The sequence below is a fragment of the Streptomyces sp. NPDC058289 genome (genome assembly GCF_042880975.1).
Taxonomy (GTDB): domain Bacteria; phylum Actinomycetota; class Actinomycetes; order Streptomycetales; family Streptomycetaceae; genus Streptomyces; species Streptomyces stoeckheimensis.
This window is the reverse complement of record NZ_JBHVYI010000060.1, coordinates 1-25666: the sequence shown is the minus strand read 5'-3', so window position 1 is coordinate 25666 and position 25666 is coordinate 1. Positions and strand designations below refer to the sequence as shown.

Genomic DNA, 25666 nt, shown 5'->3' with positions numbered 1-25666 from the left:
GCCTGAGGACCTCGGGGGCACTGGCCGGCGTAGGAGCGGCGGGTGCGTTCAGTCGCCGATCAGGGCGTCGACGAAGGCCTCCGGCTCGAAGGGCGCCAGGTCGTCCGCGCCCTCACCGAGGCCGATGAGCTTGACCGGCACGCCGAGCTCGCGCTGGACGGCGATGACGATGCCGCCCTTGGCGGTGCCGTCGAGCTTGGTCAGCACGATCCCGGTGATGTCCACGACCTCGGCGAAGACGCGGGCCTGGGTCAGGCCGTTCTGCCCGGTGGTCGCGTCCAGGACCAGCAGGATCTCGTCGAGCGGGCCGTGCTTCTCCACGACGCGCTTGACCTTGCCGAGCTCGTCCATCAGGCCGGTCTTGGTGTGCAGCCGGCCCGCCGTGTCGATGAGCACCACGTCGGCGCCCTCGGCGATGCCCTCCTTGACCGCGTCGTAGGCGATCGAGGCCGGGTCGCCGCCCTCGGGGCCGCGCACGGTGCGCGCCCCGACCCGGTCGCCCCAGGTCTGGAGCTGGTCGGCGGCGGCGGCGCGGAAGGTGTCCGCCGCGCCGAGCACGACGCTGCGTCCGTCGGCGACGAGCACACGGGCGAGCTTGCCGGTGGTGGTGGTCTTGCCGGTGCCGTTCACGCCGACGACCATGATCACGGCGGGGGTGTCCACGCCGCTCTCGGTCTTCACCGCGCGGTCGAAGTCGGTGCCGAGGAGCGCGACCAGCTCCTCCTTCAGCAGCGCGCGCAGATCGGCGGGGGTGCGGGTGCCGAGCACCTTGACCCGCTCGCGGAGCCGGTCCACCAGCTCCTGGGTCGGCGCGACACCGACGTCGGCGATGAGGAGGGTCTCCTCGATCTCCTCCCAGGTGTCCTCGTCGAGGTGCTCGCGGGAGAGCAGCGTGAGCAGCCCCTTGCCGAGCGTGTTCTGCGACCGGGCGAGGCGGGCGCGCAGCCGGACCAGGCGGCCGGCGGTGGGCTCGGGCACCTCGATCTCGGGGGCGGGCGGAGCCTCGACGACCGGGTCCTCGACCGCGACCGGCGATTCGAGGGCGGCCTCCGCGTCGGGGAGGGCGACCTCCTCGATCGTGCGGCGCGGTTCTTCCGCCGTCGGTGCGGCGTCCTCCCCCACCTGCGGCTCGGCGGGCGGGGCAGTGATGGTCGGCGTGCTGGGCGGGGCCGTGGGGGGCAGCTGCTTCTTCTTGCGGCTGCTGACCACGAGCCCGCTGATCGCACCGACCGCGACCAGGGCGATGACTACGGCAAGGATGAGGATTTCCATAACGCTCCCCAGTATCGGCCACGCGCGCCCCGAGCCGGGGACCCTGGAGGTTCACACCAGGACGTAAGCCTCTATTTGTAGTTTTTGCGACCAATCTACGATGATGAGCAATCCCCCCACACCCCGCCTCCCCCACGGAGTACACCTATGTCTGCCGAGACCGCCGTCGAGTCGCGCGGCCTGGAGCCCGTCCCGGACGCCGAGCGCCGCGGCCGGGTCCGCGAGCTCGTCCCGACCTGGGTGGCCGCCAACATCAGCGTGCTGCTGCTCACCATGGGCGCCGGTCTCGTCATTTTCAACAAGCTGAACATCTGGCAGGTGCTCGTCGTCGCGATCGCCGCCCCCGTCGTCTCCTACGGCATCGTCGGACTCATATCCATCGCGGGCAAGCGCGGCGGCGCCCCCGGCATGGCGCTCTCCCGGGCCGTGTTCGGCCAGCGCGGCAACCTGTTCCCCGGCGCCCTGATCTGGGTCGCCCGCTGGGGCTGGGAGACCATCAACGCGGTCAGCGGCGCCTACGCCGTCCTGACCGTCCTCGACCTGGTCTTCGGCATCAAGAAGAACACCGCGCTGATCGTCGTCACCCTGCTCTTCTTCGTCGGCTGCACCTTCCTCGTCTCCGGCCTGGGAATCAACGCGCTGCGCGTCTGCTCCAAGTGGTCCACGTACCTCTTCGGCACCTTCAGCGTGCTCGTGCTGGGCTACCTGATCGCCGAGACCGACTGGTCCGCCGTCTTCGCCAAGCCCGCCGGCTCCACCGCGATGATGATCGCGGGCATCGGCACCATCGCGGCCGGCGGCATCAGCTGGGTCCCGTCCGGCCCGGACTTCACCCGCTACCTGCCCCGCACCTCCTCCGCCAAGGGCATGGTCGGCGCGACCATCGGCGGCGCGGCCGTCGTCGTGATCCCGATGGTGCTCATGGGCGCGGTGATGGCGGTCGCCACACCCGACCTGGCCACCGCGCAGGACCCGGTGTCCTTCATCGGCGAATTGCTGCCGACCTGGATCGCGGTCCCGTACCTGCTGATCGCCCTCGTCGGCATGCTGCTCATCAACTCGATGTCCATGTACTCGGCGGGCTTCACCGCCCAGACCCTCGGCATCAAGGTCCCGCGCGCGGCGGCGGTCAGCGTCAATGCCGTCATCAGCCTGGTCTTCGGCTTCCTGCTGATGGTGGTCGCGACCAGCTTCTTCGGTTCGTTCATCTCCTTCCTGACGCTGCTGGCCGTGGCCTTCTCCGCGTGGATCGGCGTCTTCGGCGTGGACATGCTGCGCCGCACCTCCTACGACGGAGCCGCGCTGCTGGACACCACGCGGAGCAGCGCCTACTGGTACCGGGGCGGATTCGCCTGGCAGGCCATGACCGCATGGGGCCTGGCCCTGATGGTGGGCCTGCTGTTCACGAAGGTCGACTGGTTCGCAGGCCCGCTGGCCACCACCTGGATCGGACAGAACGGCCTGGGCTGGGCGGCGGGCATCGTCACCTCGGCCGTCCTGTACGCGGTCCTGCCGCGCACCCCGGCCGCTCCGAAGGCTCCGGCTCCGACGACCCCGGAGGTCCCTGCGGACGAGCCGGTCCCCGCCGGATCCCTGTCCAACTGACGCCACGTCAGCTAACGTCCCCCTTCGCCCGCCCACCCACCTCCGGCGAAGGGGGACTTCTCCATGCCCATCACCGTGGCCCGGTTCAACCTCATCGACCCGAACGGCACCCCGGAAACCCTCTCCGCCCGCTACAAGGCCGCGCTGGAGATGGCGAAGTACGCGGACGACCGCGGGATCGACACCATCCAGACCGAGGAGCACCACGGCACCGAGAACAACTGGCTGCCCTCCCCCTTCGCCTTCGCGGGCGCGGTCTTCGGCGCCACCCGCCGGATCGCCGTCACCGTCTCGGCGATCATCGGCCCGCTGTACGACCCGCTGAAGGTGGCCGAGGACATCGCGGTGCTGGACCTGCTCAGCGGCGGCCGCCTCGTCACGGTGGCGGGCATCGGCTACCGGCCCGAGGAGTACGAGCAGCACGGCGTGGAGTGGGGCCGGCGCGGCAAGCTCCAAGACGAGCTGCTGGAGACCCTGCTGAAGGCGTGGACCGGCGAGCCGTTCGAGTTCCGCGGCCGTACCGTACGGGTCACCCCGCGGCCCTTCACCCAGCCGCACCCGCTGCTCCTGGTCGGCGGCAGCTCGGAGGCGGCGGCCCGCCGGGCGGCCCGCCTGGGGCTGCCGTTCTTCCCGAGCGCGCACCTGCCCGAGCTGGAGGCGTACTACAACGCGAAGCTCGCGGAGTACGGCACGGAGGGCTTCTGCATGATGCCGGCGGCCGAGACCCCGCTGCTGCACATCGCCGAGGACCCCGACCGGGCGTGGGACCAGTACGGCGAGCGGTTCCTGCACGAGGCCGGGATGTACGCCTCCTGGCAGTCCAAGGACATCCGCAGCGCCGTACGGTCGGGCGCGCACACGGTGGCGGAGCTGCGCGCCGAGGGCGTGTACCGCATCCTCACCCCGGACGAGGCGGTCGCGTACGCCCGCGGCGCCGGCGAGGCGGGGAACCTGGTGCTGCACCCGCTGTGCGGCGGGATGCCCGTGGACGAGGGATGGCGGAGCCTGCAGCTCCTGTGCGAGCAGGTACTGCCCCGCCTCAAGGACTGAGACGGGGCAGTACCTGCTGCGGGAGGAGAAGGGCTGTTGGCGGGGTTGGTCAGCCCATCTCCTCCAACGCCTTGCCCTTGGTCTCCGGCACCCACTTGAGGATGAACGGGATCGAGAGCACGGCGAAGACCGTGTAGATGACGTAGGCGCCGGACAGGTTCCAGTCCGACAGGGTCGGGAACGACACCGTGATGACCCAGTTGGCGATCCACTGGGCGGCGGCGGCCACACCGAGCGCGGCGGCGCGGATCCGGCCGGGGAACATCTCCCCGAGCAGCACCCAGACGACCACGCCCCAGGACAGCGCGAAGAAGAGGACGAAGCAGTTGGCCGCGACCAGGGCCACGATGCCCTGGGCGTGCGGCAGCGCGATGTCGTCGCCGGCGCCGGACTTGTACGAGAAGGCCCAGGCCGCCAGGCCCAGCGAGATCGCCATGCCGACGGAGCCGATGAGGGCGAGCGGCTTGCGGCCGATCCGGTCGACGAAGATCATCGCGATCACCGTGCCGATGATGTTCACGACCGAGGTCTCGAAGGAGTACAGGAACGAGGCGCTCGGGTCGATGCCGACCGACTGCCACAGCGAGGAGCTGTAGTAGAAGATCACGTTGATGCCGACGAGCTGCTGGAAGACGGACAGGCCGATGCCGATCCAGACGATGGGCAGGAAGCCGCCCTTCCCGCCGAGCAGGTCCTTGAAGGTGGACTTGTGCTCGGAGCGCATGGCGTGCTCGATGTCGGCGACGCGCCCGTCGAGGTCGATGTGCTCGCCCTCGACCTCGGCGAGCACCTTCCGGGCCTCGGCGTTGCGGCCGACGGAGATCAGGAAGCGCGGGGATTCCGGGATCACGAAGGACATCAGCCCGTAGAGCACGGCCGGGACCACCATCACGCCGAGCATCCACTGCCAGGCTTCCAGGCCGCCGATCTCGCCGCGCTGGTCGCCCTCGGCGAGGTTGAGGATCCCCCAGTTGACGAGCTGGGAAATGGCGATGCCGATGACGATCGCCGCCTGCTGGAAGGAGGCGAGCCGGCCGCGGTACGCGGGCGGGGAGACCTCGGCGATGTAGGCCGGGCCGATGACCGAGGCCATGCCGATGCCGAAGCCGCCGATGACCCGCCACACCGCCAGGTCCCAGAGCGCGAAGGGCAGGGCCGAGCCGATGGCGCTGGCCGTGAAGAGGACGGCCGCGATCTGCATGCAGCGGATGCGGCCGATCCGGTCGGCGATACGGCCGGCCGTGGCGGCGCCGAGGGCGCAGCCGATCAGCGCGGCGGCGATCACCTGGGCGAGGGTGGCGGGCCCGACGTCGAAGCGGTCCCGGATCGCGACGACCGCACCGTTGATGACGGAGCTGTCGTAGCCGAAGAGGAACCCGCCCATGGCGGCGGCCGCGGTGATGAAGATGACGTGCCCGAGGTGGTCGGGCTGCGATGCCGGGCCGCCGCCTGAGGCCGAGCCCCGCGTTGCGCTGCTGCTGGTCAAGGTCTGCTCCTGCGTGCCCGGCTGCGGGACGGGCGGGTGGGGGTAATTCCTTCCAGTGGCGCACAGGTCAAGATCGGGCACCACCCGGAGGAGTACAGCGGGAGCGAGCCTATGTGTTCATTTCTTGAAGTCAAGAGGGGGGCTGGGTCTACTTCTTGCCACCATTGGCGTGAACTGAGGAGGATTTGAGGTTCACTTCTTGAAGAGACTGTGGCTGACGCGTGTCACCCGGAGACGTCACCGGAGACGCTGGCTGATGACCTTCGATACCCCGTCGCCCTGCATTGAGACCCCGTAGAGCGCGTCGGCGACCTCCATGGTCCGCTTCTGGTGCGTGATCACGATCAGCTGGGAGCTCTCCTGCAGCTCCTCCATGATCCGGATCAATCGCTGCAGGTTGGTGTCGTCGAGCGCGGCCTCGACCTCGTCCATCACGTAGAACGGGCTGGGCCGCGCCTTGAAGATGGAGACCAGCAGGGCCACGGCGGTCAGCGAGCGCTCGCCGCCCGAGAGCAGCGACAGCCGCTTGACCTTCTTGCCCGGCGGCCGGGCCTCGACGTCGACGCCCGTGGTGAGCATGTTGTCCGGATCCGTCAGGATCAGCCGGCCCTCGCCGCCGGGGAACAGCCGCGAGAACACCCCCTCGAACTGGCGGGCCGTATCCCGGTAGGCCTCCGTGAAGACCTGCTCGACCCGCTCGTCGACCTCCTTCACGACCTGAAGGAGGTCGGCTCTGGTCTTACGCAGGTCCTCCAGCTGCTCGCTCAGGAACTTGTGCCGCTCCTCCAGCGCCGCGAACTCCTCCAGCGCCAGCGGATTGACCTTGCCGAGCTGCTGGTAGGCGCGCTCGGCCGCCTTCAGCCGCTTCTCCTGCCGGGCGCGCACGAAGGGCTCCGGCCCGGCATCCGGATCCGGGGCCTCCCCGTCCGCGGACGGGGACGGCGGCACCGGCTGGTCGGGTCCGTACTCGGCGACGAGCCCCTGCGCCGCCATGCCGAACTCCTCCAGCGCACGGCTCTCCACCTGCTCGATCCGCATGCGCTTCTCGGCGCCGAGCACCTCGCCGCGGTGCACGGAGTCCGTGAGCTTGTCGAGCTCGCCCTTGAGGCCGCGGCCCAGACCCCTGGCCTCGTCGAGCTCCCGTTCCCGCACGCCCTTCGCGTACTCGGCGGACGTCCGCTCCCCCACGGCGCGGGTCAGCGACACCTCGATGTGCGCCAGCAGCTGGCGGGCTCCGCCGGCGACCGCCGCGGCCACCTGCGCCTCGTACCGCAGCCGTTCCCGGCGGCGCTCGGCCCTGGCACGGGCCTCCCGCTCGGCCCTGGCCCCGCGGTCGAGGGAATCGGCTCGGCCGGCGAGCCCCTTCACCCGTTCCTCATGGGTCCTGAGCTGCAGCCGGGCCTCCATCTCGGTCTGCCGAGCGTTCGCCCCGTCGGCCGCGAGCCGGTCCCTCCGGGAGGTGTCCGGCTCCTCCTCAGCAGGCATCTCCTCAGCTACGGCGAGGCGTTCCGCGCACTCCTCTACGTCGGCCAGCGCCTGCTCCAGCGCATCCTGCGCCGTGGCTGCGGCAGCGGCGGCGCGCTCGGCTTCGCCCAGCGCCCCCTTCGCCTGCCCGGCGAGCCGCCCGAGCTGCTGCGCGACCCCGGCCCGGGCCCGCTCGGCGGCCCGCCGGAGCTCCCCGAGTTCCTCGACCCGGGCCCCGGCCGCCACCCTGCGGGCATCCGCGGCTTCCTTCTCACCCGCCAGCACCAGACACCGGCCGTCCAGCCGGGCCAGCTCCGCCGCGGCCTCGTCGACGGCGGCCTGCACTTCGATCAGGCTGGGCACTCCGGCGGACCCGCCGTGCGCGAGGTGCGCACCGAGCACGTCCCCCTCGGCGGTCACGGCCACCAGCTCGGGCCGCGCGGCGACGAGCGCCTCGGCCTCGTCGAGCCCCCCGACCACCACGAAGTCCCGCAGCACCCACGCCACGGCCCGCACCACCTCGACGTCCCCCTGCACGAGCCCCCCGGCGGCGACGACGTGCACCTGGGACGACAAAGCGGGCCCCGCCGACGCCTGAACCGCGGGACCCGCCACACCCGGCCCCGCCGCGGAAGCCACCGGCCCCGGCACACGCGACTCCCCCGGCGTCTGAGCCGCGGGGCCCGGCACACCCAGCCCCGCCGGCGTTTGAGGCGCGGGGTCCGGGGCGAAGCCCCGGTTTCGGGAAGGGGCGGGGTGGGGGAAAACCACCCTCGCCGCGACCCCGTCGGCAGCCCCGACCCCGGAAACCTGCTCTGGGCCCACGGGGCCAACACCGGTCCTCGGACCCGAGTCCTGTGCCGAGGCCGGGGCCGGGACCTGGGCCGGGGCCGAATCCAGGACCGAGTCCTGTGCCGGGGCCGGGACCTGGGCCGAATCCGGGACGGCGTCCTGAGCCGCAGCCCGAGCCGAGGCCGGAGCCGAATCCGAAGCCGCCGCCGGGCCCGAATCCGGACCCTGGCCCTGGCCCGGGACTCCGGTCCCCACCGCCGGACCGCCGGAGGCCACCGCCCCCGGGGCGATCAGGAACGCGGCCCTCCCCGCATCCCCCTCCCGCAGGTACCGGATCGCCCCGGCGGCCGCCGCCGTCGACGTGACGGCCACCGCGTCCGCCACCGCACCCAGCGCCGCCGCCACCGCGACCTCGTACCCCGGGGTCACGGACAACCGCTGCGCCGCCGGCCCCAACAGCCCCTCCAGCCGCGCCGCGAGCAGCTCCGCCGTGCCGTCCTTGCGGCGCAGCCCCATCGCCAGGGCATCCCGTCGCGCCGACACCGCCGCCCGCGAACGCTCCGCCGCCGCCAGCGCGTCCCGGGTCTCCCCGAGTCCGGCTTCCGCCGCCGCCAGCTCGGCCCGCGCCTCCTCGTACTCCCCCGACCCGGAGCCGGAGCCCGAGCCGGAAGCAGCACCCTCACCGGCCGCCGGGGACTCCTCCCCGACCTCCTCCGCCAGCGCCTCGTACTCCTCGCGCGCTTCCTCCGCACGCGCCCGCGCCCCGTCCCGCGCCACGACCAGCCGGTCGATCTCCGCCTGGGCCGCGCCCGCACGGGAACGGGCCGCACCGAGTCCGCCCCTCAGTCGCGCCAGCGCCTCGCGCCGGTCGGCGATGGCCCGCGCCACGTCCCGTAGCCGCCGTTCCTCGTCGGCCAGGGAACGCTCCAGCTCGGCCCGGTGGGCGACCGTGTCCTCCAGCGCCCTCGCGGCCGCCTCCAGCGAGGCCGTCAGCTCCGCCTCCTGCTCGCGGATCCGCGCGGCCTCCTTCTCCATCTCCTCCGGGTCCCGGCCCGTCCGCTCGTCCTCGGCCGGCGCCGAGGCCGAGGTGACCCGGGCGTCCGCCAGGGACACCGTCCCGCGCACCCGTTCGGCGAGCTGCGACAGCTCGTACCAGGTCTGCTGCGCCCGCTGGAGCCGTGGCGCGAGTTCCCGTACGGCCTCCTCCAGTTCGGATTCCCGCCGCACCGCCGCCGCGAGCTGCGCCTCGGCCGCCTCCTTGCGCTCCTTCAGGGCCGCCTCGTCCGCGATCTCCGCGTCGAGCGCGCCCTTCAGCGTGACGAGGTCGTCGGCGAGCAGCCGCAGCCGTGCGTCCCGCAGGTCGGCCTGGATCACGGCCGCCCGCCGGGCCACCGCCGCCTGCCGCCCCAGGGGCTTCAACTGCCGCTGCAGCTCGTTGCCCAGGTCCTGCACGCGCGCGAGATTTGCCTGCATCGCGTCCAGTTTCCGCAGCGCCTTCTCCTTGCGCTTGCGGTGCTTGAGCACCCCGGCCGCCTCCTCGATGAAGGCGCGGCGGCCCATCGGATCGGCGTGCAGCACGGAGTCCAGCTGGCCCTGCCCGACGATGACGTGCATCTCGCGGCCGATGCCGGAGTCGGAGAGCAGCTCCTGGATGTCGAGGAGGCGGCAGGTGTCGCCGTTGATCTGGTACTCGCTGCTGCCGCCGCGGAACATGATCCGCGTGATGGTGACCTCGGCGTACTCGATGGGCAGCGCGCCGTCGGAGTTGTCGATGGTGAGCGAGACCTCGGCGCGGCCCAGCGGCGGGCGGCCGGTCGTGCCGGCGAAGATGACGTCTTCCATCTTCCCGCCGCGCAGGGACTTGGCCCCTTGTTCTCCCATGACCCAGGAGAGCGCGTCCACCACATTGGACTTGCCGGAGCCGTTGGGGCCCACGACACAAGTGATGCCCGGCTCGAAGCGCAGGGTGGTTGCGGAGGCGAAGGATTTGAAGCCACGCAGGGTCAGGGACTTGAGGTGCACGCCGCCGGACTCTACCTTTCACGTTCGGTTTCGCCCATGAAGGTGCAGGGCACATCAGACGTTAAAGGAATGGGCCCCCCACCTGGCGCAACGCCGCTCGGCGGCCTTGTCCGAGGTGGGAAAGGCGGAATGTAGAACGGAACAGAGCGGAAAGAAAGAAGGGACGCCGAAGCGTCCCTTGCAGATCATGCAGTTCCGTTGATCGAGCGACGATGGGAGCGCGGATCAGGTGAGCGCAGGCTCCGCCTGGGGTACGTCGAGGTCGATGCCGTCGAGCAACGAGTCTCCGTGCTGTGCGGCGGCCGCGTTCAGAGCGTCGTTTTCGGACTGGATTCGTCCGAGCTCGGACTCGAGGTCCTGGACGCGCTGCTGAAGCCGTCGCATCTCGGCGAGGAGTCGCGGGTCGGAACCGCCGACGTAACCGAGAAGCGCCTTTGCCATGATGGATGGTCCTCCACACTGAGTGACCGACCGAAGCGGTGTGGGTCGTGAGGGAATCGCACCCGCGGATGTCCGGCAGCGACTGTCAGTCACTGCATCGATCTTTCGCTGACACTGTGTACTGCCAGCACTGCCAAACAGCTCAGGTGCGCGGGGCTTCCAGCGTCTCACCAAAAAGTTTGACGGTCAACACGATCACGCCCCGTATCGGCGGGCATCCCGGCCCTCGCAAGGGGCGTGGAGATCATCCTCGTCTCCGAGCCTTCCACGGATCCCCCGCGTCGGCAACGCGTCGACGATGAATGCGCAGTTCCGACCGCATGCGGACCATCCGGCGATGTGTTCAGTACATGATCAGTCGATCGCTCACCGGATCGCGAACCCGTCGTAACCACCGCGCGGTGTGCCCCAGATCTCTGTCACCCCGTCCACGATCCCGGGCGTGTCGGCGCCGTGCAGCCACTCCAGGAGCCGGTGGCAATTCTCACGTTGACCTTCGGCCACCACCTGTACTCGCCCGTCGTCCAGGTTGAGCGCGAAGCCGATCAGTCCGCCGATCTCCATGGCGTTGGCCCTGGTGAACCAGCGGAAGCCCACTCCCTGTACACGACCGCGCACCCAGGCGGTCATCCGCACATCTTCGTTCATGCCTGAACGCTAACCGGGCAAACAAATCCGGGTCACCGCACCCCCTCTCGCCATGGCGTACAGTCGCGCAGCAATGAGCTCACCCATTTGGGTGAGTAAAGGTTGATCTTGAAGTGCTTTGACGTGCTGGGAAGTGCCGCGAAGTGCTGATCCCGAACCCCAGGAAGGTGAGCCGCGATGGGACGCCACCGACTCCACGCCGCGCCGCGCCCCGGCGGCAAGCGCCGCGCCGCCCTGCGAGGGGGTCTGCTCGGCGCATCCGTGGCCGTGGTCCTCGGCACGGCGGCCGTCACCACGGGCTTCGTCCCGGTCGGCTCCTCCTTCCCCTACGTGGGGGTCAAGACTGCGGGCTCCGACGCGAAGACCGCGGACGCCAAGGCCCAGGCCTCGCCGAGCCCCGGGAGTGCGCTGGAGCAGCAGGGCGGCCTCGCCAACCTGTCGGGGCGGGCTCCCTCGGGAGCGGGCACCCCTTCTTCTCCCGCCCCCTCCGCCTCGCCTTCCCCGTCGGCCACCCCTTCCCCTTCCCCGTCTCCCTCCACGGAGCCGACGAAGACCCCGGAGGCGAGCCCGACCCCGACCCCGACCCCGGTGAAGCCGAAGACTTCCGCGCCGAAGCCCTCCGCTCCCGCGGCTCCGGCCGTCCCGCCCACGTCGGCCGGCCACTCCGCCGAGGAGACCGCCGTACTGACCCTGGTGAACCAGGAGCGCGCGCAGGCGGGCTGCGGTCCGGTCCGGGCGAACCCGCCGCTGGCGGCGCTGGCCGGAGCCTTCAGCAAGGACATGGCCGTCCGCGGCTTCTTCGACCACACGGACCCCGACGGCAACACCCCGTGGGACCGCGCCACCAAGGCCGGCATATCGGGGATGGGCGGCGAGAACATCGCCCGCGGCCAGGGCGACGCGGCCGCCGTGATGAAGGCCTGGATGAACAGCCCGGGCCACAAGGCCAACATCCTCAACTGCGAGTTCCGCACCCTGGGCGTCGGCGCGTACAACGCCGCCGGCGGCCCCTGGTGGACCCAGGACTTCGGCTTCTAGCAGCCCGAAACGGGCAGGGGCACGGTCTAGCGCGGCGATATCCGCCGCACCCGACCGTGCCCCCGCCCGTTTCTCCGTACCGCACCCGTGCCGGGCGGGCAGCGCCCGGCACCCGGGGCGTGGGTCAGACCCGTCAGACCCCGGCCAGGGCGGCGCGGCCCGCGAGCAGGACACGGGCCTGCTCGGTGACGCGGCTGCCGAGGTGCTCGGCGGTGGCGATGTCGGCCTTGTGGACGAACTCGGGACCCTGGTCACCGTTGGACTGGGCGGCGGCGCCGTCGAAGAAGCCGAGGCGGTTGATGTCGTTCTCGGAACCGGTGCTGGAGTTCCAGCCCGGCTTCAGACCCAGGTTGACCCAGCTCATGCCGTGCTGCGAGGCCAGCGTCTGGAAGTAGTCGAGGGTGTTGCCCTTGTCGCCGGACTTGGAGCCGGAGTTGGTGAAGCCCGCGGCGACCTTGTCCTGCCAGCCCGCCGCGAACCAGATCTTCGAGGTGGCCTCGGCGAAGACGTGGAAGGCACCGGAGGCGGTGCCCATGTAGGTCGGAGCACCGAAGACGATCGCGTCGGACGCGGTCAGGAGCTCCCACTGCGCGTCGTCGATCTCGTCGACCTTGATCAGGTGCACGGTCGCACCGGCGTCGATGGCGCCGGCCTTGACGGCCTCGGCGATCACGGCGGTGTGGCCGTAGCCGGAGTGGTAGGCGATCGAGACGACGGGGGTGTACGTGATTCCGGACAAGACGGTCTCCCTCGGAAAACACCGTGGGGTGCACGGCGTTGTGCGGCTGTGCGGCGTGATGCAACGACACCGAGGTAACCACTAACTTTTCGAAAGCGCAACCTGGATGGCTGGCGCTGCACAGTAGTAGGCTGAAACCATGCAGACTCCAGGGTGTGGCGAGACCGAGGGCGACGGCGTGCCCGAACAGGCCTCCGAAGCTTTCGATGTGTTCGCTCGCACGTGCCCGTCCCGCGAGACGCTGGAACACGTCACGGGTCGCTGGGGCAGCCTCACGGTCGGTGCCCTGTCCAAGGGGCCGTGCCGGTTCAACGAGCTGCGTCGCCGCGTGGACGGCATCAGCGAGAAGATGCTCTCCCAGACCCTGCACGCACTGGAGCGCGACGGCATCGTCAACCGGGAGGCCCAGCCGACGAACCCGCCGCGCGTCGACTACGAGCTGACCCCGTTCGGCGTGACGGTCGCGGAGCGCGTGGACGCGCTCATTGGACTGCTGGAGGACAGCATGCCCTCGGTGCTCTCTTCCAGGTCCGCCTACGACGCCACGCGCGAAGACCGCTGGCAGCGCGGGCAGAAGTAGCTCGACCGGTTCATCCAGGGGCGGCGGCGCATCGGAGTGCCGCAGCGCCGGCAGGGCTCGTCCTCCCGCCCGTAGGCGTCGAGGGAGCGGTCGAAGTAGCCGGACTCGCCGTTGACGTTGACGTAGAGGCTGTCGAAGCTGGTGCCGCCGACGGCCAGGGCCTCGTTCATGACGTCCCGGACATGGCCGAGGAGCTCCGCGCTGCGAGGGCGCGTGAGGGTGGCCGTGGGGCGCTCGTAGTGCAGCTTGGCGCGCCAGAGCGATTCGTCCGCGTAGATGTTTCCGACCCCGCTGATCAGCGACTGGTCGAGCAGCGCCCGCTTCACGGTGGTGCGCTTGGCACGCAGCGCCAGATGGTAGGCCGTCTCGTCGAACAGCGGGTCCAAGGGGTCACGCGCGATGTGCGCGATGACGTCGGGCAGCCCTTCCGCGCTGTCGGGGACGCAGGGGTGCAGCGACAGCCCGCCGAAGGTGCGCTGGTCGACGAAGCGCAGTTCCGTCCCGGCCTCGTCCCCGAACCGCACCCGGATGCGCAGGTGCTTCTCGTCGGGGGCCCCCTCGGGCTGCACGAGGAGCTGCCCGCTCATTCCGAGGTGCCCGAGCACGGAGTGCTCCCGCTCCTCCAGCGGCAGCCACAGGTACTTGCCGCGCCGCCTCGGCACCCCGAAGGTCTCCCCCGTGAGCCGCGCCGCGAAATCGGCGCCGCCGCCCTCGTGCCGGCGTACGGCGCGCGGGTGCAGGACCTCGACGCTCTCCACGGTCCGCCCGGCCACCCAGCGCTCCAGCCCGCGCCGCACCACTTCGACCTCGGGCAGCTCGGGCACGGTGTTCCTCCGGGGGTTCGGATCGGGCTCTTTCCCGCGAGCGTACCGACCCACCCTGCGGGGCTCGTCCCCCACCCGCTCTTCCGGAGGCCGGCCGGCGCCCGGAAACGGGTCCGCCCCGCCACCTGCCGGAGCAGGTGACGGGGCGGGGAGTTCCCGGAAGAACGGGTCAGGCGTCCGGCGCCGGGTCGGCGGGGGTCGTCGCCCCGTCGTCCTCGGCCGGAGCGGCCGCGGTCCCGGCCGGAGCCGCGATCCGCTTGTCCGCCGCGGTACTGATACCGCGCCACGCGGACTCGGCCGCCTGCTGTTCCGCTTCCTTCTTGCTGCGCCCGACACCGGTGCCGTAAGAAGTCCCACCGACGCGCGCAGCGGCGGTGAAGGTCTTCTCGTGGTCCGGGCCGGTCTCGGTGACCAGGTATTCGGGCACCCCGAGACCTTCGGCGGCCGTGAGTTCCTGGAGACTGGTCTTCCAGTCCAGGCCGGCGCCGAGGTTCGAGGACCTGTCGATGAGCGGGTCGAAGAGCCGGTGAACCAGCTCCGAGGCCGCATCGAGACCCTGGTCGAGGTAGACCGCGCCGATCACCGCTTCAAGGGTGTCGGCGAGGATGGAGGCCTTGTCCCGGCCACCCGTGCCCTCTTCACCCCGGCCGAGCCGGATGAAGGAGCCGAGTTCGAGGCCGCGGCTGACTTCCGCCAGTGCACGCGAGTTGACTACCGCGGCCCGCAGTTTGGCCAGTTGGCCTTCCGGCAGGTCGGGGTGGGTCGTGTACAGCGTGTCCGTGACCACCAGGCCCAGCACGGAGTCCCCGAGGAACTCCAGGCGTTCGTTGGTGGGCAGACCGCCGTTCTCGTACGCGTACGAGCGGTGGGTCAGCGCACGCACCAGAAGGGCGGACTCGAGTCGATACCCGAGCCGCCCTTCCAGAAGCACGTGGGACGAGGCCGCGTTGTTACTGACTGCCTGCTTCTCAGCGTTGGACAGCTCAGACATTGCGCCTCTCACCAGCCGCTCAGACCTCGAGGACCTGGCGCTTGTTGTAGGTGCCGCAGCTCGGGCACGCAATGTGCTGGAGCTTCGGCTCCTGGCAACGCTCACACGAAACCAGGGTGGGGACCGCAGCCTTCCACTGCGACCGGCGGTGGCGCGTGTTGCTGCGCGACATCTTCCGCTTCGGAACAGCCACGGCTACTTCTCCTGCTTCTCGGCGGCGCTCTGAACTCCGTCGGAGGCAGTGCCGCTCATATTGTCCTTCTCGACGCCCTGATCGGTGACGAGTCCCTGCAATGCCGCCCAACGGATGTCGACGGCGTCATGGTGGTGGTCCGGGTCGTCGTTCAGGCTGAGCCCGCAATCGGGGCACAGTCCGAGACAGTCCTCCCGGCACACCGGCTGCAGCGGCAGTGCGAGCACCACCACGTCGCGCAGCACGGATTCGAGGTCGAACAAACCGTCCTCGAGAAAGAGCGTGTCCTCGTCGTCCTCGGCGTCGTCGGCCGGCTCCGCCTTGGAGCGGATCCGGTCGTCGGCGTCAGGGTACGAGAACATCTCCTGGAACTCCGCCTTGAGCTCGCGCTCGACGGCCTCCAGACACCTTACGCACTCCCCGGTCGCCCAGCCACGGACGGTGCCTGTGACAAGCACCCCTTCCATGACCGCTTCCAGGCGGAGCTTGAGGTTCAGCGGGTTGCCCTGGGGCACTCCGATGACACCGGCGAGACCGAGGTCCGCCGGTGCCGCGATCTCGCGGGACAGCCGCAGCATGGCACCAGGACGCCGACCCAGCTCGTGCGTGTCGAACACGAGGGGGTTGCGGTGGTCGAGGTGGGTGTTCAGGGCTGTTCCCGCTTTCACAAAATCACTGGAGACTGCTGAAAATCAAGGTTTCCGCCACTCAGGGGCAGCATGGATCGCGGTGCATACGCGCGACCGAAGAGCCAGGATACCCGCCGCGTCGCTCTGAGCCCAATCCAGGTCCGCGGCGAGCTCAGCGGCCCTGTTCGTACTGGCGCAGCTGGTCCAGATTGATCATGCTCGTGTCGAAGAAGCTGGTCTCGTCGAGCGCCGCCTGCTGGTCGTGCGTGCCCTGCTGGGGCTGCTGGTAGCCGCCGTACGGATCGGGCTGCTGCTCGTACGAGACCGCGTACGGGTCGGGCTGCTGCTGGACCTGCTGGTCGGCATAGTGCGCGGCGTAAGCCGCTCCAGTGGAGCCGGTGCCCGCACCGGAGTAGGGGTCCTGGTACGCGTAGGCGTCCTGCTGGACGGGCTGCTGGTAGGCATACGGGTCGTACGCCGGCTCCGGCTGGGCCTGCGCCTGCGCGGGGATCAGCGGAACCTGCGGCTCGGCCAGCCCCGCCAGGAAGTCCGCGTCGCTCGAGGAGCGCGACTGCTGGTGCCCCGCCGCGTCCTGGGCGGCCATGTGCGCGCCGAGGTCGTCGGTGGCCACGCGGCCGAGGAGCTTCTGGCGGCCCCGGCCGACGGCCTCCAGGGTCTTGGAGAGCACTGCCTCGAAGGTCGCCAGCTTGGTGTCCACGTACGCGTCGGCCTGCTCCCGCTGCGTCTGCGGGTCGTGGCTGCGCTCGGGCGCCTCGGCGTCCGGGTAGCCCTGGTCGTCCAGCCCGGGCCCGCGGCCGAGCAGCTTCTCGCGGCCCCGGTCCACCGAGCCGATGGTCTTGGTGAGCACGACCTCGAAGTTCGCGAGCTTGCTGTCGACGTAGTCGTCGGCCTCGGCCTTGACCTCGTCCGCCTCGCGGCGGGCCTCTGCCAGGATCCGGTCCGCCTCGTCCTGGGAGCGCCGTGCGACCTCGGTGTCGGAGATCAGCGAACCGCGCTGGGCGTGCGCCGACTCGATGATCCGGTCGGCCTCGCGGCGGGCCTCCTCGACCATCTGCTCCCGGCCGCCGATGAGCTCCTGGGCCTGTGCGAGCGAGCCCGGCAGGGCCTTGCGGACCTCTTCGAGCTGGGCGAGCAGCTCGGCGCGGTTGATCACGCACGAGGCCGACATGGGCATGGATCGGGCGCTGCCGACGGCCGCGACGATCTCGTCGAGCTTCTTCTGCACGTCCATGGGTGCTCGCACTCTCTCGGCCCCGGGCGGTTCCCGAGACGGACGGGACGACTGTAAGGCCACCGGCCCGGGAGCCGACACCGGCTGACTCCTGGTCAGCGGGCGCCGGCGGGCGGGGTCAGCGCTCGGCCAGGCGCTCCAGCAGCGCGGCGTGCACGTGCGCGGGCAGCAGGTGGGCGACGTCGCCGCCCCAGGCCGCCACTTCCTTGACCAGGGAGGAGGACAGGAAGCTGTAGGTGGGGTTGGTCGGGACGAAGAGCGTCTCGACGCCCGACAGACCCATGTTCATCTGGGCCATCTGCAACTCGTAGTCGAAGTCGCTGACGGCGCGCAGGCCCTTGACGATGGCCGGGATCTCCCGCTGCTTGCAGAAGTCGACGAGGAGCCCGTGGAAGGACTCGACCACGATGTTGCCGTAGGCGGCGGTCGCTTCGCGGATCAGCTCGATCCGCTCCTCGACGGTGAAGAGCCCCTGCTTGGACTGGTTGATCATCACGGCGACGTGGACCACGTCGTAGAGCCGGGAGGCCCTGCCGATGATGTCGAGGTGCCCGTTGGTGATGGGGTCGAACGACCCCGGACAGACGGCGCGGCGCAACTGCATTCCCTCGTTCCCGGGTGCGGGCTTCATGACTCTTCGCTGATGGAGGCGGCGCGACCGTACCAAAGGGTGCCCTCGCCGTACTTCCTGGAGCGCAGCGGCTCGAAGCCGTCCGGCCACGGGAAGGCCCCGCTGCGGGTCCTGCGCTCCACGGTGACGAGCGCGTCGTCGGTGAGCCAGCCATTGGACCGGAGTGTGAGGAGGATCTCGCACAGGGCGGCGTGCTCGACCTCGTACGGCGGGTCCAGGAAGACCATGTCGTACGGATCCCCGTGCGCGGCGCCGGCCGCGATCTGCTCGGCCTTGCCCGACCGGAATTCGGCGCCGGGCAGGCCCACCGACGCGATGTTGTCCTTGATCGCCTTGGCGGCCTTGGCGTCGGGCTCGACCAGCAGCGCGTGGTCCGCGCCGCGGGAGAGAGCCTCCAGGCCGACGGCGCCGGAACCGGCGTAGAGGTCGAGGACGCGGGCCCCCTCGACTCCGTGCAGCGACTCCCAGGTGGAGAAGAGGCCTTCGCGCATCCGGTCCGAGGTCGGGCGGGTGCCGGTGCCGGGCGGTACGGCGAGGCGTCGCCCGCCGGCGCTTCCGGCGATCACGCGGGTCATCTGGGGTCCTTCGGTGAGCGGGGCGGAGGATGGTGCAGGCCTCCAACGATAGGTCGTGCCCGTCACCCCTTCTCCAGGTACTGCTCCCGCTCGGTGTCCAGCAGGGCGTCCAGGGCGGTCCGCAGGCCCGGCAGCTCCGTGAGCTCGGGATCGGCGGCGACCACGCGGGTGGCCTCCTCCCGGGCCTGGGTGATGACCTCCTCGTCCTCGATCACCGCGAGCATCCGCAGCGAGGAGCGGACACCGGACTGGGCCTGGCCGAGCACATCGCCCTCGCGGCGCTGTTCCAGGTCGATGCGGGAGAGCTCGAAGCCGTCCAGGGTGGCGGCGACGGCCGCGAGCCGGGCGCGGGCGGGGCTGGCCTCGTGCATCTCGCTGACCAGCAGGCACAGGCCGGGGGCGGAGCCGCGGCCGACGCGGCCGCGGAGCTGGTGGAGCTGGGAGACGCCGAAGCGGTCCGCGTCCATGATGACCATGACGGTGGAGTTGGGGACGTTCACGCCGACCTCGATGACGGTGGTGGCGACCAGCACCTTGACCTCGCCCGCGGTGAAGCGGCGCATCACGTCGTCCTTGTCGGCGGGGTCCATCCGCCCGTGCAGCACCTCGACGGACAGTCCGGCGAGGGGGCCGCGGGTGAGCTGCTCGGCGATCTCCAGCACCGCGAGCGGGGGCCGCCTGTCGCCGTCCTCCTCGGCCGCCGCCTTCTTCTTGGCGGCGGCTCCCTTGGCGCCCTTGGCTCCCTTGCCGTTCTCGTCCTCCCCGTCGCCGATGCGCGGGCAGACCACGTACGCCTGGTGGCCGTTCTCCACTTCCTCGCGGACCCGCTCCCAGGCGCGGGCCAGGAAGTGCGGCTTGTCCTTGGCGGGCACCACGTGGGTCGCGATCGGGGAGCGGCCGGCGGGGAGCTGGTCCAGTACGGAGGTCTCCAGATCTCCGAAGACGGTCATGGCGACCGTCCGCGGGATCGGGGTGGCCGTCATGACGAGCAGGTGCGGGGGCTGCTTGCCCTTGGAGCGCAGGGCGTCGCGCTGTTCCACGCCGAAGCGGTGCTGCTCGTCGACGACGACCAGGCCGAGGTCGTGGAACTGCACCTTGTCCTCGATCAGCGCGTGCGTGCCGATCACGAGCCCGGCCTCGCCGGTGATCAGGTCGAGCAGCGCCTGACGGCGGGCGGGCATCCCCATCGAGCCGGTGAGCAGGACGACTTTGGTCCCCCGGTCGGAGCCGCCGAGCATGCCTCCCTCGGCGAGCTCGCCCATCATCTCGGTGATGGACCGGTGGTGCTGCTGTGCGAGCACCTCGGTGGGGGCGAGCATGGCGGCCTGTCCGCCGGAGTCGACGACGGCGAGCATGGCCCGCAGGGCGACCATTGTCTTTCCGCTGCCCACCTCGCCCTGGAGGAGGCGGTGCATCGGGTGGTCGGTGGCGAGGTCGTCGAAGATCTCCTTCGAGACGGTCTGCTGGCCTTCGGTGAGGGTGAAGGGGAGCTTGGCGTCGAAGGATTCGAGGAGGCCGCCGGGGGTGGGGCGGCGGGGTACGGCCGGGAGCTGGGAGTCTGCGTGCCGGCGGCGGGCCAGGGCGACCTGGAGGACGAAGGCCTCGTCCCATTTGAGGCGCCCTCGGGCGTCCTCGATGTCGGCCTTGGTGACCGGGCGGTGGATCTTCAGCAGGGCCTCGGTGAGCGGGACCAGTGCGCGGTCCTCGCGCAGGGCGGGCGGCAGCGGGTCGACGACCTCCTGGGCCCTGGGGAGCACCGCGTCCACGCACTTGGCGATCTTCCAGGACTCCAGCTTCGCGCAGGCCGGGTAGATCGGGATGAGCTGGCTCGCGAAGGCGGCGGCCGCGTCCCGGTCGGAGGCGTCCGCGCCGAGGGGCTCGTAGGCGGGGTGGGCGAGCTGGAGCTTGTGGTTGAACATCCCGACCTTGCCCGCGAACATCGCGCGGCTGCCGGGCAGCAGTTCCTTGTGCGGTTTGTGGACGCCGGAGCCGAAGAAGACGAGCTGGAGCCGTCCGCTGCCGTCGGTGATGGTGACTTCGAGGCGCTTTCCGCCTCCCCGGCTGCCCTGGTACGTCAGCAGCCGCGCGTCGGCGACCTGCGCGACCACCGTGACGTGTTCGTCGATCTGGTCGGCGAGTTCGGCCAGCGAGGTCAGCTCGCCGCGCTCCGCGTACCGCCGGGGGTAGTGGTGGAGCAGGTCCAGGGCCGTGTGCAGGCCGAGCTGCTCGGCCAGCACCTTCGCGGTGGCGGGGCCGAGGGTCTTCTTGAGGTCTTCGTCGAGCGCGGGCACGTGTTCCATTGCACACCATCGCGCTGACAACCCGGCTATTCCACCCCGATGAGCAGCGGCGCGGACCAGCGGCCGCCCTGGTAGGTGACGGTGTCCACGGCGAGGTGGCCGTGCTGGACGTACGCCTCCAGGCGCTCGGCCAGCGCGTCCGGCACCTCGGGGCCCAGGACGAGGGTGACCAGTTCGCCGCCGGATCCGAGCATGCGGGCCAGGACGGCCTCGGCGGTCTCGGCCAGGCCCGTGCCGATGACGGCCACGTCGCCGTCGATGAGCCCGAGCACGTCGCCGGCCTGGCAGATGCCGGCCGAGGTGAAGGACTGCCGTTCGGCGACGGCGAGTTCGCCGTAGCGGGTGGCTCCGGCGGCCGCCGTCATGGCGACCACGTCCTCGTCGAAGGTGCCGTCCGGGTCGTGCACGGCGAGGGCCGCCAGGCCCTGGACCTCGGAGCGGGTGGGGATGACGGCGACCCGTACGCCTTCCGCGCGCGCCTGCTGGGCGGCGGCTGCCGCGACCGCGCGCAGTTCGGCGCCGTTCGGGAGCAGGACGACCTCGCGGGCGTGCGCCTCGCGGATGGCGTCGGCCAGTTCGGCGACGGCCGGCGGTTCTCCGGGCCGGGCGAGCACGGTGGTGGCGCCCGCCTCTCCGCAGAGCCCGGCCAGTCCCTCGCCCTGGACCACGGCGACGACCGCGCGCTGGGAGCGTTCGCCGCGGGCCCGGCGGCGTTCGTCGCCGAAGTGCGTGATGCGGATCCGGTACGGCCGCCCGGCGACCACCGCGGCCTCCACGGCCGCGCCGGGGTCGTCGACGTGGACGTGGACGTTCCACAGCCCGTCGCCGCCGACCACCACGAGCGAGTCCCCGAGGACGTCGAGCCGGTCGCGCAGCCGGTCGACCTCCGCCTCGGCGGCCTCCAGCAGGTAGATCACCTCGTAGGCGGGTCCGCCGTGCTGCTCCTCCTCGGCGCAGGGCTCCGGCGTCCTCGGTACGGGCACGGCCCGGCCGCGCACCGGCTCGGGCGCCGGCTCCCGCCCGGACAGCGCCTGCCACAGGGCCCCGAGTACGGCGACCAGTCCGCAGCCCCCGGCATCGACCACTCCGGCCCGCCCGAGCGCGGCCAGCTGCCCCGGGGTTTCGGCGAGGGCCGCGCGGGCTCCGTCGTAGGCGGCCCCGGCCACGTCGGCTGCGTTCCCGGTGGGTCCGGCGGCGGCCTCGGCGGCCTTGGCGGCGGCGGTGGCGACGGTGAGCATGGTGCCCTCCACCGGGTGCGCGACGGCCCGGTACGCCTCTTCGGCGGCCCGGGTCAGTGCCTGCGCGAGCAGCCGCGCGGGATCGCGTCCGGCGGGTTCGTCGCCGAGTACGTCGGCCACTCCGCGCAGCAGCTGCGCGAGGATCGTCCCGGAGTTGCCCCGGGCGCCTATCAGGGCGCCGTGCGCGAAGGCCCGTACGGCCTCGGGGAGGGAGGCTCCGGCTGTGCCGTCGGTCACTCCGGCGAGGAGGTCGGCGAGTTCGCGGTCGGCCGATTCGGCGGTCAGGTAGAGGTTGGTACCGGTGTCCGCGTCGGCGACGGGATAGACGTTGATCGCGTCGATGTCCTCGCGGGCCCGGCCCAGTGCGGCCAGGGCCAGCGAGCTCCAGGTGCGTACCGCTTCGGCGTTCAGGGGGTACGGCTGAGGCTGGTGCGCCACCGGGCGTTCCTCCTTGTGCGGGCCAGGGTTCACCGCAGGGTAACGAAGGACTGCCGGGCCGGCGGGACCCCGGGGCGGGGGCGGCCGTGGACATGGTAGTTTTCTTGGACCGAGGCAGTCGTTGTATGCTGCTCCGGTTGCCCGATGAGAGTCGGGCCATTCCCCCCGGCAAACCACTTCAGATCTCTGATACCGGTGCGCCGGGATTCACTGTAAGTGCATCTGAAGTCTTTGGAGTGACCTGTGGCTGCCAACTGCGACGTTTGCGCCAAGGGGCCGAGCTTCGGCAACAGCATTTCCCACTCGCACCGCCGCACCTCGCGTCGCTGGAACCCGAACATCCAGCGTGTCCGTGCCGTGGTCAATGGGACGCCGAAGCGCCTCAACGCCTGCACCTCGTGCATCAAGGCCGGCAAGGTCTCGCGCTGACGCCTTCCGTCGTAGCGCAGCCCTTTCCGGTTGCTGAGAAGGCCGGTCCACCTGGTGGACCGGCCTCTTGCTTTGCCTGATCGAGCAAGATCAAACCTGTAGGGCCTGCTCCATCCCGTGAATCCACGGGGCGGAGCAGGCCCTACAGGCGTTTCGGCACGGGCGTTTCGGCAGCGCCGTTTCAGCCCGGCCGTTTCAGCGCCACCGCCACGCGTGGTCCACCGGTCCGATGCCCGCACCGAGGGCGAACCCGGCGGCGATGGCGCCGGTGACGTACTCCTTGGCCTCGGTGACGGCCTCCGGGACGGTCCTGCCCTTGGCCAGGCCCGCCGCGATCGCGCTGGCGAGCGTGCAGCCGGTGCCGTGGGTGTGCCGGTTGTCGTAGCGGGGGGCGCGCAGCCAGCGTTCGTCGGAGCCGTCCGTCAGGAGGTCCACGGCCTCGTCCCCGTGGGCGGCGAGGTGGCCGCCCTTGATCAGCGCCCACGCGGGCCCGTACGCGAGGACCGCGTCGGCGGCCCGGCGCATGTCGTCCTCGGTCTCCACGACGACTCCGGTGAGCTGGGTCACCTCGTCCAAGTTCGGCGTGGCGACCGTGGCCCGGGGCAGCAGTTCTCCCCGTACGGCGTCCAGCGCGGTGGCGGCGAGGAGCGCGTCCCCGTGCTTGGAGACGCCTACCGGGTCCACGACGGCCGGGGCGGCGGTTGCGGCGAGCAGTTCGGCCACGGTCTCCACGAGGGCGGCCGAGGACAGCATTCCCGTCTTCACGGCCTGGACGCCGATATCGTCCGCCACGGCCCTGTACTGGCCCTTCACGGCCTCCGCGGGCAGTTCCCAGACGCCTTTGACGCCCAGCGAGTTCTGCGCGGTCACAGCGGTCACCACGCTCATCCCGTGGACCCCGAGCGCCAGCATGGTCTTGAGGTCGGCCTGGATGCCGGCGCCGCCGCCGGAGTCGGATCCGGCGACGGTCAGGCACAGCGGCGGGTGCGGGCGGCCTCGGGAGGAGTCCGCGGAGCGGGGGGAACCGCTCATCGCGGGGTGTCCTCCGCGGCCGTGTCGCCGCCGAAGTGGTCCCATCCGCCGGTGGAGGCCCAGGGGGCGCCGTCGACGGTCACCTGGGGCAGCGCGGAGCGGTTCTGGACCTCGCCGATGACCTTCCAGCGGGCCGGGAGCTTCACGTCCGGCGGGAAGGTGGCGACGATCGCGTGGTCCTCTCCCCCGGTGAGGACCCACTGGAGCGGGTCCACGCCGACGGCCTGGCCGATGTCGTGCATCTGCGTCGGGATGTCGACGGCCGCCGAGCGCAGGTCGATCCGTACCTTGCTGGCCTCGGCGATGTGCCCGAGGTCCGCGATCAGGCCGTCGCTGACGTCGGTCATGGCGGTGGCGCCGAGTCCGGCGGCCGCGGGGCCCGCGTGGTAGGGCGGCTCGGGGCGCCGGTGGGCCTCGACGAAGGCCCGCGGCGAGCGGAAGCCCCGCGAGAGCACGGCGAATCCGGCCGCGGACCAGCCGAGCCAGCCGGTCACGGCCACGACGTCGCCGGGCTGGGCGCCGGAGCGCAGCACGGGGTCGTGGTTGCGCAGGTCGCCGAGGGCCGTGATGGCCACGGTGATGATGTCGCCGCGGACCACGTCGCCGCCGACCACGGCCGCACCGGCGACCTGGCATTCGTCGCGGATGCCGTCCATCAGCTCGGTGGGCCAGGTGGCCGGCAGCTCCGCCGGGACGACGAGGCCGAGCAGCAGCGCGGTCGGCACCGCGCCCATGGCGGCGATGTCCGCGAGGTTCTGCGCGGCGGCCTTGCGGCCGACGTCGTAGGCGGTGGACCAGTCGCGCCGGAAGTGCCTGCCCTCCAGCAGGATGTCCGTGCTCGCCACGACCCGCCGGTCGGGGGCCGACACCACCGCGGCGTCGTCGCCCGGGCCGACCCGGACCGCCGGGGTGGTGGTGAGCCGTGAGGTGAGCTCTCGAATGAGCCCGAACTCCCCCAGCTCGCCCACAGTGCCCTTCATCGCTGTGCCCCTTCTTGCCCAGTCCGCTTGCGGTCGCGAGCCGTCACAGCTCTGGGTACCGTCAACAGATACGTCAACTTCTGCTCTCCGTACGCCCCGCTGTGCGTGGAGCCGGACCCGCGGGTCTCCCCGCGGCGCTCGGCAACGCGGTACCGTGGCGTCCCTTCTTCCCCGGGCCCACCCGTCATCCCCGGGCCCACCCGAAGGGTAGGGGAAATGATCCTCGTGGCCGCCCTGGAGGTTCCGTGGTACAGGCGTACATCCTCATCCAGACCGAGGTGGGCAAGGCGTCGTTCGTCGCCGAGTCCATCGCGCAGATCGCGGGGGTGATCCAGGCCGAGGACGTGACCGGCCCGTACGACGTGATCGTGCGCGCCCAGGCCGACACCGTGGACGAGCTCGGCCGCATGGTCGTGGCCAAGGTCCAGCAGGTGGAGGGGATCACCCGCACCTTGACCTGCCCGGTCGTCCATCTGTAGCCCCCGTCTACTCTTGGCCGGTGATGTCACGACACCGCCGGCCCTTCTCTCTGCTCGCCGCACTGTCCGCGCTGGCCGCCTCGGCGGCCCTCGTGGGCTGTTCCCCGGGTGATTCCGAGGCACGGGTGGATCCGCCGTCCGCTCCGCCCGCCGATGTCGCGGGTCTCTGTGCGGCGCTGCACAAAGAGCTCCCGGGAACGGTGGCCTCGCTGGCCCGGACCCCGGCGCTGCCGGAGTCGGACCTGACCGCCGCGTGGGGTGGCTCGGCGATCGTACTGCGGTGCGGTATCCCCAGGCCCGCGAAGATGCTGGACGAAAAGGCGGAGGGCGTCGACGTGAACGGTGTCGGCTGGCTCCTGGAAAAGCTGGCCGACGGCGGCTTCCGGTTCACCACCGGAAGCCGGCTGGCGTACACGGAGGTCCGGGTCGACAAGGAGCATGCCACGGATGCGGGGATGCTGGTGGGCCTGTCCGCATCGATCGCCAAGACCGTTCCGGTGGGCGTCTCCTCGTACTGACCCCCGTACCGGCCCTCCCC

Annotated in this window: 24 protein-coding genes; 7 read left to right on the top strand and 17 right to left on the bottom strand. The window is 71.2% G+C overall.

From position 1 onward, the window contains the following. Nucleotides 1–48 precede the first annotated feature (48 nt). Nucleotides 49–1272, bottom strand: a complete 1224-nt coding sequence (gene ftsY / locus ACFVX6_RS27280) for a signal recognition particle-docking protein FtsY (protein ID WP_327304333.1) — start codon at nt 1270–1272, stop codon at nt 49–51. 147 nt (nt 1273–1419) lie between these two features. Between ftsY and ACFVX6_RS27275 the strand changes: the two genes are divergently transcribed. Both ACFVX6_RS27275 and ACFVX6_RS27270 read left to right on the top strand, forming a co-directional pair. Beyond that, on the top strand, nt 1420–2877 hold the full coding sequence (locus ACFVX6_RS27275; RefSeq protein WP_389695757.1) for a cytosine permease: 1458 nt from the start codon (nt 1420–1422) through the stop codon (nt 2875–2877). Nucleotides 2878–2940: 63 nt separating this feature from the next. Beyond that, nucleotides 2941–3927 carry an LLM class flavin-dependent oxidoreductase gene (locus ACFVX6_RS27270; protein WP_382980479.1) on the top strand — a complete coding sequence of 329 codons (987 nt, stop codon included), beginning with the start codon at nt 2941–2943 and terminating at the stop codon, nt 3925–3927. Nucleotides 3928–3976: 49 nt separating this feature from the next. Here the strand turns inward: ACFVX6_RS27270 and ACFVX6_RS27265 are convergent, their stop codons facing one another. The 4 genes from ACFVX6_RS27265 to ACFVX6_RS27250 all read right to left on the bottom strand — a co-directional run bounded on the left by ACFVX6_RS27265 (nt 3977) and on the right by ACFVX6_RS27250 (nt 10780). Further along, complete coding sequence (locus tag ACFVX6_RS27265) at nt 3977–5413, bottom strand: sugar porter family MFS transporter (protein WP_389695754.1); 1437 nt, start codon at nt 5411–5413, stop codon at nt 3977–3979. Nucleotides 5414–5650: 237 nt separating this feature from the next. Beyond that, nucleotides 5651–9691, bottom strand: coding sequence for an AAA family ATPase (locus tag ACFVX6_RS27260; protein ID WP_389695752.1), 4041 nt, complete (start codon nt 9689–9691; stop codon nt 5651–5653). 225 nt (nt 9692–9916) lie between these two features. Beyond that, a complete protein-coding gene (locus ACFVX6_RS27255; protein ID WP_214947849.1) occupies nt 9917–10132 on the bottom strand; it encodes a hypothetical protein in 216 nt (71 codons plus the stop codon). 366 nt (nt 10133–10498) lie between these two features. Further along, on the bottom strand, nt 10499–10780 hold the full coding sequence (locus tag ACFVX6_RS27250; protein WP_389695750.1) for an acylphosphatase: 282 nt from the start codon (nt 10778–10780) through the stop codon (nt 10499–10501). 177 nt (nt 10781–10957) lie between these two features. Between ACFVX6_RS27250 and ACFVX6_RS27245 the strand changes: the two genes are divergently transcribed. Then, nucleotides 10958–11818, top strand: coding sequence for a CAP domain-containing protein (locus tag ACFVX6_RS27245; RefSeq protein ID WP_389695748.1), 861 nt, complete (start codon nt 10958–10960; stop codon nt 11816–11818). Between the two features lie 133 nt (nt 11819–11951). Here the strand turns inward: ACFVX6_RS27245 and ACFVX6_RS27240 are convergent, their stop codons facing one another. Further along, nucleotides 11952–12557 carry a flavodoxin family protein gene (locus ACFVX6_RS27240; RefSeq protein WP_389695746.1) on the bottom strand — a complete coding sequence of 202 codons (606 nt, stop codon included), beginning with the start codon at nt 12555–12557 and terminating at the stop codon, nt 11952–11954. 139 nt (nt 12558–12696) lie between these two features. Between ACFVX6_RS27240 and ACFVX6_RS27235 the strand changes: the two genes are divergently transcribed. Beyond that, nucleotides 12697–13137, top strand: coding sequence for a winged helix-turn-helix transcriptional regulator (locus ACFVX6_RS27235; protein ID WP_389695744.1), 441 nt, complete (start codon nt 12697–12699; stop codon nt 13135–13137). Here the strand turns inward: ACFVX6_RS27235 and mutM are convergent. From mutM to ACFVX6_RS27190, 9 genes are all read right to left on the bottom strand, one after another. Beyond that, the gene (gene mutM, locus ACFVX6_RS27230; RefSeq protein ID WP_389695742.1) at nt 13092–13961 is read right to left on the bottom strand and encodes a bifunctional DNA-formamidopyrimidine glycosylase/DNA-(apurinic or apyrimidinic site) lyase; all 870 of its coding nucleotides are present in this window, start codon (nt 13959–13961) and stop codon (nt 13092–13094) included. The two genes, ACFVX6_RS27235 and mutM, sit on opposite strands and share 46 nt — an antisense overlap. A 169-nt stretch (nt 13962–14130) precedes the next feature. Beyond that, nucleotides 14131–14952, bottom strand: coding sequence for a ribonuclease III (gene rnc, locus ACFVX6_RS27225; protein ID WP_389695740.1), 822 nt, complete (start codon nt 14950–14952; stop codon nt 14131–14133). Nucleotides 14953–14971: 19 nt separating this feature from the next. Then, the gene (rpmF, locus tag ACFVX6_RS27220; RefSeq protein WP_003965982.1) at nt 14972–15145 is read right to left on the bottom strand and encodes a 50S ribosomal protein L32; all 174 of its coding nucleotides are present in this window, start codon (nt 15143–15145) and stop codon (nt 14972–14974) included. A 2-nt stretch (nt 15146–15147) separates the two neighbouring features. Further along, nucleotides 15148–15813: a YceD family protein gene (locus tag ACFVX6_RS27215; RefSeq protein WP_389695738.1), complete on the bottom strand. Its 666-nt coding sequence runs from the start codon at nt 15811–15813 to the stop codon at nt 15148–15150. Nucleotides 15814–15946: 133 nt separating this feature from the next. Beyond that, a complete protein-coding gene (locus tag ACFVX6_RS27210) occupies nt 15947–17026 on the bottom strand; it encodes a cell division initiation protein (protein WP_389695736.1) in 1080 nt (359 codons plus the stop codon). Nucleotides 17027–17144: 118 nt separating this feature from the next. After that, nucleotides 17145–17624 carry a pantetheine-phosphate adenylyltransferase gene (coaD, locus tag ACFVX6_RS27205; protein ID WP_389695791.1) on the bottom strand — a complete coding sequence of 160 codons (480 nt, stop codon included), beginning with the start codon at nt 17622–17624 and terminating at the stop codon, nt 17145–17147. A gap of 29 nt (nt 17625–17653) precedes the next feature. Then, a complete protein-coding gene (gene rsmD, locus ACFVX6_RS27200; RefSeq protein ID WP_389695734.1) occupies nt 17654–18232 on the bottom strand; it encodes a 16S rRNA (guanine(966)-N(2))-methyltransferase RsmD in 579 nt (192 codons plus the stop codon). A gap of 62 nt (nt 18233–18294) precedes the next feature. Next, nucleotides 18295–20532, bottom strand: coding sequence for an ATP-dependent DNA helicase RecG (gene recG, locus ACFVX6_RS27195; protein ID WP_389695733.1), 2238 nt, complete (start codon nt 20530–20532; stop codon nt 18295–18297). A 26-nt stretch (nt 20533–20558) separates the two neighbouring features. Continuing rightward, nucleotides 20559–22208, bottom strand: a complete 1650-nt coding sequence (locus tag ACFVX6_RS27190) for a DAK2 domain-containing protein (protein ID WP_389695731.1) — start codon at nt 22206–22208, stop codon at nt 20559–20561. Nucleotides 22209–22451: 243 nt separating this feature from the next. Here ACFVX6_RS27190 and rpmB point away from each other — a divergent pair, with 243 nt between their 5' ends. After that, complete coding sequence (gene rpmB / locus ACFVX6_RS27185; RefSeq protein WP_073911113.1) at nt 22452–22637, top strand: 50S ribosomal protein L28; 186 nt, start codon at nt 22452–22454, stop codon at nt 22635–22637. 195 nt (nt 22638–22832) lie between these two features. Here rpmB and thiD read toward each other — a convergent pair whose 3' ends face one another. Together thiD and ACFVX6_RS27175 are read right to left on the bottom strand one after the other, a co-directional pair. Further along, nucleotides 22833–23669 (bottom strand): bifunctional hydroxymethylpyrimidine kinase/phosphomethylpyrimidine kinase, encoded by an 837-nt coding sequence (gene thiD / locus ACFVX6_RS27180; RefSeq protein ID WP_389695729.1) that lies wholly within the window; start codon nt 23667–23669, stop codon nt 22833–22835. After that, nucleotides 23666–24649 (bottom strand): thiamine-phosphate kinase, encoded by a 984-nt coding sequence (locus ACFVX6_RS27175; RefSeq protein ID WP_389695727.1) that lies wholly within the window; start codon nt 24647–24649, stop codon nt 23666–23668. Before ACFVX6_RS27175 ends, thiD begins: the two co-directional genes overlap by 4 nt. 245 nt (nt 24650–24894) lie before the next feature. Between ACFVX6_RS27175 and ACFVX6_RS27170 the strand changes: the two genes are divergently transcribed. Then, nucleotides 24895–25128: an Lrp/AsnC ligand binding domain-containing protein gene (locus ACFVX6_RS27170; protein ID WP_214947835.1), complete on the top strand. Its 234-nt coding sequence runs from the start codon at nt 24895–24897 to the stop codon at nt 25126–25128. Between the two features lie 23 nt (nt 25129–25151). Continuing rightward, nucleotides 25152–25646: a DUF3515 domain-containing protein gene (locus tag ACFVX6_RS27165; protein WP_389695789.1), complete on the top strand. Its 495-nt coding sequence runs from the start codon at nt 25152–25154 to the stop codon at nt 25644–25646. The last annotated feature ends 20 nt before the right edge of the window (nt 25647–25666 follow it).